This is a genomic window from Gammaproteobacteria bacterium (genome assembly GCA_011375345.1).
GTDB lineage: Bacteria > Pseudomonadota > Gammaproteobacteria > DRLM01 > DRLM01 > DRLM01.
Genome location: DRLM01000056.1, coordinates 1 through 6347 on the forward strand (window position 1 = coordinate 1; position 6347 = coordinate 6347).

The window sequence follows — 6347 nt, forward strand, 5'->3', positions numbered from 1 at the left end:
GATGGGCACCTTTGCCGTTCGGCTAACCGTTCCCCTTGCCGGGCCGGTAGGGGACTTGCACCCCCAGGTCATCCCCTCGCCACCACAGCTCGGGAAATAGCGCCAGTCACGGCGCTACGCGCCATGCCTGGCGCACCACAAAAAAGCACGGCCGAAGCCGTGCCGAGAAACCGGCCTGATTGTGGCCGGAGCCGATTCAGTGGTCGTCACTCACTTCAAAGCGGGCGAACTCCGTTTTGTCCAGCTTGTTGTCCCTGTTCTCATCGGCCGCGGCAAATTCTGCCGCCAAGCCGGGACTGGCTTCAGCCTCTTCGGGCGAAATCGTGCCATCGTGATTGCTGTCCAGGGCCACGAAACGCTCTTCGCTCTCATCGCCCGTGGCGGTCTGACCGGCATAAACCCCAGTCATGGCCAACAGCAGTGACAAGCCCATTGCACCCAGTAAACTCTGCGGATTTTTCGTCAAATACATGGTTCCTCCAAAAATGTCCGGGACGGCGCCGGAAGTGATGTACTCCCTGCACACGCCGCTTCCACACTGCCGCTGAATGCTCAAGCACCGGGCGTGCCACATCATTAAGTCTTTGAAATTCTGGCTTGTTCCCGTTGCGCCCCGGGCCTTTTCATCCATCCGGTGTCGCAGCGAGGAGACGGCGCGACAGGTCCAAGCGGTTCGTCCTTGTGGCACGCCCACTGATGGCGATGGTAATACAATGACTTGCCGACGCGCGCCGGAGTGAGCGCCACCGTCGCGCTCCGGCGACGCCAACAAACCGGTATCTGGCCCCGCCGCTGCTTCCGTCGCGCCACAAAGCTTCTAAACTCTCACCCGGCAACGGCCGACACTTTTAGCGTTGAACAGCCTGCACATACGGGAACTCATGGCGTGACACACAAGGTGTGGCTTTTGGTCGGCTTGCTTTTCTGCGCTCCCCTCAGGGGCGCGCCGGCCGAGGTGTTCGGGGTCGATCTGCCCTTGCGGGAAAGCCCCGCATCCACGTATTACATCGCCGCTTACTTGCCGGACTATGGCGAACTCAGCCTGATGGTGGACACGGGCTCCACCTACACGGTGATCAACAGCGCCGTCTTTGCCGCCCTGGAAAAAAAGAACGCCGTCCGCCATCTTAAAAACCTCTCGGGCGTTATGGCGGACGGCAGCAAACAGCAAGTGCCCATCTACCATGTGCGCAGCCTGCGCTTGGGGGAGCGCTGCTATCTCAACGATATCGAAGTGGCCGTGCTGCCGGGCGCCGGGCGCAACATTCTCGGCATCAAAACCCTGAAAAGTGCCGCGCCGTTTTCCTTCTCCCTGAACCCGCCCCGTTTGCAGCTCAGCGCCTGTCGCAGCGCATTGAACGGCTGAGTCAGAACCCGCGCCTCCGTAAAATACCAACACCCCTGGCAGAACGCATCGTCCCGCAAAGAGAGGGGTGGGCTAGCCATAATGTATTTTTGGAACGAAGGTGTATTGCCGCGCAAGATTTTCCGCCCCCGCCCCATTTAGAAGGGAGAAGGCATGGCGAGCAGCAACTGACTCATGGATTTTCCATATTCCATTTTTTGTTTCGGGAAGGAAAAAGATAAGATCTGACCACGGTCGCGGTTCAGTTTTGCCTTCTCTGTGCTCAGTTCTTTCACTACCCGCCTCCCTCAATGTGGCGCTGTGGTGGGAGGCATTTCCCATCCACGGCATAAGCTACGGGTTGAGCCTGGTCAGGTTATACACAGGATGTATGGTGCGTGAAGACCGGCTGTTCACCCGCTGTTTATCGAATCAAAACACTCGCTGCCTCCGCCCGCTCGCGCAGCGCGCTCACCACGGCGTTGTTCAATTTGGCGATGATTTCCTTGCGCGCCTTTGCGGCCAGTTGTTCTTTGTCCGCCCGCTCTTTGTCGCTGCCCGGGTAGCCCCCCATCAGGCTGCGGATGATTTCGCTGCGGATGTGTTCCTCCGTTTCCGCTGCCCGTCCCCGCACGCTGCGCACCAGCCAGGCTTCGGGATAGAGCCTGCGGAGGAGGCGCGGCAGGGTCATGTCCATCATTTGATCGATGACCCATTCCTTGGCCGCTTCGGACAGCAGCCACATGAACAGTCCGGCCAGCACCGGCGCCAGATGGCCGGTGGGCAGCAAAATGGCGGTGCCAGTGCCAAACAACACCGAGCCCGTGACGAAGCTGACGGTGGCCAGCACGGCGCTCATGATGAGGCGCACATCGCCGAACAGCAGGGCGTCCGGGTCGGTGGCGGCTTCGGCATGTGTGGGGCTGATGGCGTCCTTGGGGAGATCCAGCACGTCGGCTGCCAGGCGGTAGTGCAGGCACAGTGGTGAGGTGAGTTCGTGCAGGCGGTCTTCCAGTTGCTTGTACCAGGGGGTGAGCGCCCGCAGCATGTGGTGGCGGCCCTCGGCGGAGTCTTGCCAGTGTTGCATGCGGGCGGAGACCCGCGCCGCCACGTCCCGCAGCCGCCCCTCCGGGGCCCGGCGCCAGGCCAGGAATTCGGGCAGGATGAAGCGTTCCGTGGCGCTCTCGGTCACGGCGTGGGCGAAGGCCTGGGCGAAATCCGCCAGGGTGGACTCGATGGTGTGGCTGATTTGGCCGGAGTCGATGAGCCGGGCCACTTCGTCCAGAAAAGACTGGGTGCGATAGCGGATGGAACCGGCCAGGGCCAAGCCTATGGCGATGGCGTGCTCCGGTGCCGGTGCGGTCCGCACGGCGGTGGGGGCAGCGAAGTGCTGTTCCACAATGTGGCGCACAAAGCCCATGCGGGAGGCGCCGCCGGTGAGAATGATGATGCGGGGCGGCCCGCCGTTGAGGCCTTGGATCGTGGCTTTGGCCGTCCCCACATCGGCCTGGAAGCGGGCCCGCCATGCGAGGGGGCGGGGGCCCAAATCGGCCACGGGGGTGTCGATGGCGGCTTGAAAATCCGCCGCCGTCAGCTCGGCCTCCAGGCGCAGCCTGGCGGACTCGCCCGGCCGGTAGGTGAGGGCCAGGGGCAAGGTCTCGCCCTGGGCGTAGGCGGCCTCGTCGCGGAAATAGTCTTCCTTGGCCTTGCGGAATTCCCACAGGGTGCGCTGAAGCTCGGCCGGCGCCTGTTGCCACCAGGCCTCGATGGCGGAGCGGTCCGGGGCGCGGGCCAGGGTCTGGCGCAGCAGCTCCCGCTCGATGGTGGCGGCGCCCAAGGGCCGGTCGGCGCCGATGGCCAGTTCCACCGGCGCCAAGTCGCGCACGAAGGTGAAATCGGTGGTGGATGAGCCCATATCAATGATCAAAATGGGCTCGCGCAGTTCGTCTTCTTTGAGGTGACCCTCTTCTTTGACGGTGATAAGGGCGGCGCGGGACTCCGCCACCAGCATGTGTTGGGCGCGGCCCACTTGGCGGCCCAGGAAGTCGCTGTAACTTTTCCGCTGCCGTGCGCTCCAGGCCGAGGGGCAGCCGAACACCAGCAGGGTGGTGTCATCGAAGGCGATGGTGCTGTGGTTGTCCCGCAGGCGCTTGACGGCCTCGGTGAGGAATGCGGCCAGGGGCCCGGCCACGGCCGGGTCGTCCAGGTAGGGGCTTTTGAATTGCTGGTAGACGGTGCTGACGCCGCGCTGGAAGGTCTCATCGCCAATCACCGTCTGGCCGCCGCGGCCGCTGCCCACGGCGGTGGGGATGACTTTCAGCCCTTTGCGGATCTCCAGGGTATCCACCCGGCCGCCGGCGGCGGGGGCGCGGGTGACGGAGGTGTCGCCGTGTCCTAGGTCGAAGCCCACCACGTCTTTGGTGTGGGCGGCCAGGCGTGGGGCAGCCGGCAGTTGCAGTGTGCTGGTATCGTTCATGAGAGCGGCGCCAGCACGATGCCCTTGCGCACCAGCACCCCGTCGCGGTCGGTGAGGGCGGGCAGCAGGGTGATGATGTCCCGGACTCCGGCGGGGCGCTCCTCGAACCAAGCGGCGTGCTCGGGGCGGTAGTCCTGCAGCGCCAGCCCGGCCTGGTGCAGGAGGCGCACGGCCTCGGCAGCGAGATCGCCGGCGGATTTGTCCGGCTCGGTCACCGCGCGGTGGGCGGCGGTGTCCTGCAGCAAAGTGAGGAGACGGTCGGGATCCACCCGGGTCAGGGGATGCTGGCCGGCGGCCGCCGCGTCGCTCTGTGCCGTGAGGGCGAGCAGATCGTCGGCTTGGCGCAGGGCGCGGGACAGGGTGCCGTCCAGGCTGTCCAGATCCAGCGCCAGTGCTGCCGGGGCGGTGGCGTAAGGGTTGTATGACTCATCGCTGTCCCGCTGGGAGGCCGCCACCGCCGCGAACATGGCGCACAGCGCCAGGCCCAACACGGCAATGACCAGTTTGTCTGTCAGCAGGGTCGCCGCCATGGCGCCCAGGGCGGTGACAGCCGTGCCCCACAGAAACCAGGTGCGGCGCCGCGCCGCTGAACGGTAGGGGCGTGGCGCAACGCTGGCCGGACAGCGCCCTTCCACCGCCGTGAGGGCGGCCAGGGTCTGGGTGATGAGGCCCAGGGCATGGTGCAGATACTGGGCCTGGCGCCCGGGGGGCGCGTCGTGCTGGGCGTAGGGCCGTTCCAGATTCCGGAGCGCCTGGCGCAGGCGGGTGAGCGCAGCGGCCGGGTCGATCTGGTGCAGCTCTTCCAGCAGCAAGCTGCGCTGGCGCAAATACAGTGCCAGCAGCGAACCGTTCCCGTCCGTGATGTTTGTCATGACCTGTCTGCCACTCGCTGGGTGAAACCGCCGGTCATGATAATGGAAGGGGTGGGGTTTGTCAGAAGCGACCGCCAGGACGCCGGCGCATTCGGGGTGGCAACGAGGGTGGGTGAAGGCGAAGAGTACTCGTGTGCCACAATCTCGGCGGAACCGGCGGGTGCCTCCCGGCGCCGCGTTGTGGTGCGCTCTCCCCGGGAGGCGGTGGCCGGCGCCCGGCAATCACGCCGCTCATTCACCCGTTTTGGGCCTCACCCTCCCAGATGCAGCGCTGGTGTGTCGCGCCGATCCAGTTTGCGGTAGGCGATGGCCTCGGCCATATGCTGCGCCAGCACCCCGGGCCTGTCGTCCAGATCCGCGATGGTGCGGGCCACTTTGAGCACACGGTGGTAGGCGCGCGCGGACAGGCCCAGTTTATCCACGGCGCGCTGCACCAGACGGGTGGCCTCGGTGTCCAGCCGGCCGTGCTGTTCCAGCTCTTTCGGGCCAAGGTCGCGGTTCAGCTTGCCGGCGCGGGCGAGTTGACGTTCACGGGCGGCATGCACTTGTTTGCGCACGGCGGCGCTGCTTGTGTCCTCTTCCGCCGCGCCGCACGCCAGGCTCTGATGAGGCAGCTTGGGCACTTCCACGTGCAGGTCGATGCGGTCGAGCAGGGGGCCGGAAAGGCGCGCGCGATAGCGGCTGATTTGTTCAGCGGTGCAGCGGCAGCGGCCGGCGGGGTCGCCCAGGTGGCCGCAGGGGCAGGGGTTCATGGCGGCAATGAGTTGGAAGCGGGCGGGGAATTCCGCCTGGCGGGCGGCGCGGGAGATGATGATGCGACCGGATTCCAGCGGTTCGCGCAGCACTTCCAGCACCCGTCGGTCGAATTCCGGCAATTCGTCCAGAAACAGGACGCCGTTGTGGGCCAGGGAGATTTCTCCGGGGCGGGGATCGGAGCCTCCCCCCACCAGGGCCACGCCGGAGGCGGTGTGGTGGGGGGCGCGGAAAGGACGCTGGCGCCAGCGGGCGGGGTCGAGGGTGTGGCCGGCGATGGACCGCACGGCGGCGCTGGCCACTGCCTCCTCATCACTGAGGGGCGGGAGGATGCCGGGCAGGCGGCTGGCGAGCATGGTTTTGCCGGTGCCCGGGGGGCCGATGAGCAGCAGATTGTGGCCGCCGGCGGCAGCCACGGTGAGGGCCCGTTTGGCGTGGTGCTGGCCGCGCACCTCGGCCAGGTCGGGGCCGGGTAAAACGCCGGTGCTGTTCTGAGGGGCGCTGATGTGGCGGGGCAGGTGTTCCTGGCCGTGCAAATGCCGGCACAGCTCGAGCAGATGAGCGGGTGCCAGCACCTCCAGGCCGGCGGCCAGGCCGGCTTCGTCGGCGTTGGCCGGTGGCAGGACCAGAATGCGGCCCGCCGCCCGGCATTGCAGGGCCAGGGGCAGGGTGCCGCGGACGGGGCGCAGGGCGCCGGTGAGGGCCAGCTCGCCGGCGAACTCGTAGCGGGCCAGTTCGGCGCCGGGAATCTGGCCCGAGGCGGCCAGGATCCCCAAAGCGATGGCCAGGTCAAAACGGCCCCCCTCTTTGGGCAGATCGGCGGGCGCCAGATTGACGGTGATGCGGCGGGCGGGGAAGTCAAACCGCGCGTTTTGCAGAGCCGCCCGCACCCGGTCTTTGC

The 6347-nt window shown here is 66.4% G+C and carries 5 protein-coding genes; 1 reads left to right on the top strand and 4 read right to left on the bottom strand.

Going from position 1 to position 6347, the window contains the following annotated elements:
- Positions 1–196: 196 nt before the first annotated feature.
- Positions 197–631: a hypothetical protein gene (locus ENJ19_04165; protein ID HHM04924.1), complete on the bottom strand. Its 435-nt coding sequence runs from the start codon at positions 629–631 to the stop codon at positions 197–199.
- A gap of 276 nt (positions 632–907) precedes the next feature.
- Between ENJ19_04165 and ENJ19_04170 the strand changes: the two genes are divergently transcribed.
- Positions 908–1366 (top strand): hypothetical protein, encoded by a 459-nt coding sequence (locus ENJ19_04170; protein ID HHM04925.1) that lies wholly within the window; start codon positions 908–910, stop codon positions 1364–1366.
- Between the two features lie 403 nt (positions 1367–1769).
- On the opposite strand, the gene ENJ19_04175 is transcribed toward ENJ19_04170, so the two are convergent.
- From ENJ19_04175 to ENJ19_04185, 3 genes are all read right to left on the bottom strand, one after another.
- A complete protein-coding gene (locus ENJ19_04175; protein HHM04926.1) occupies positions 1770–3821 on the bottom strand; it encodes a hypothetical protein in 2052 nt (683 codons plus the stop codon).
- Complete coding sequence (locus ENJ19_04180; protein ID HHM04927.1) at positions 3818–4693, bottom strand: hypothetical protein; 876 nt, start codon at positions 4691–4693, stop codon at positions 3818–3820. The genes ENJ19_04175 and ENJ19_04180 overlap by 4 nt, the downstream gene beginning before the upstream one ends.
- Before the next feature lie 251 nt (positions 4694–4944).
- Positions 4945–6347 (bottom strand): ATP-binding protein (locus ENJ19_04185; GenBank protein ID HHM04928.1); only part of this gene is annotated, 1403 nt, incomplete at its 5' end.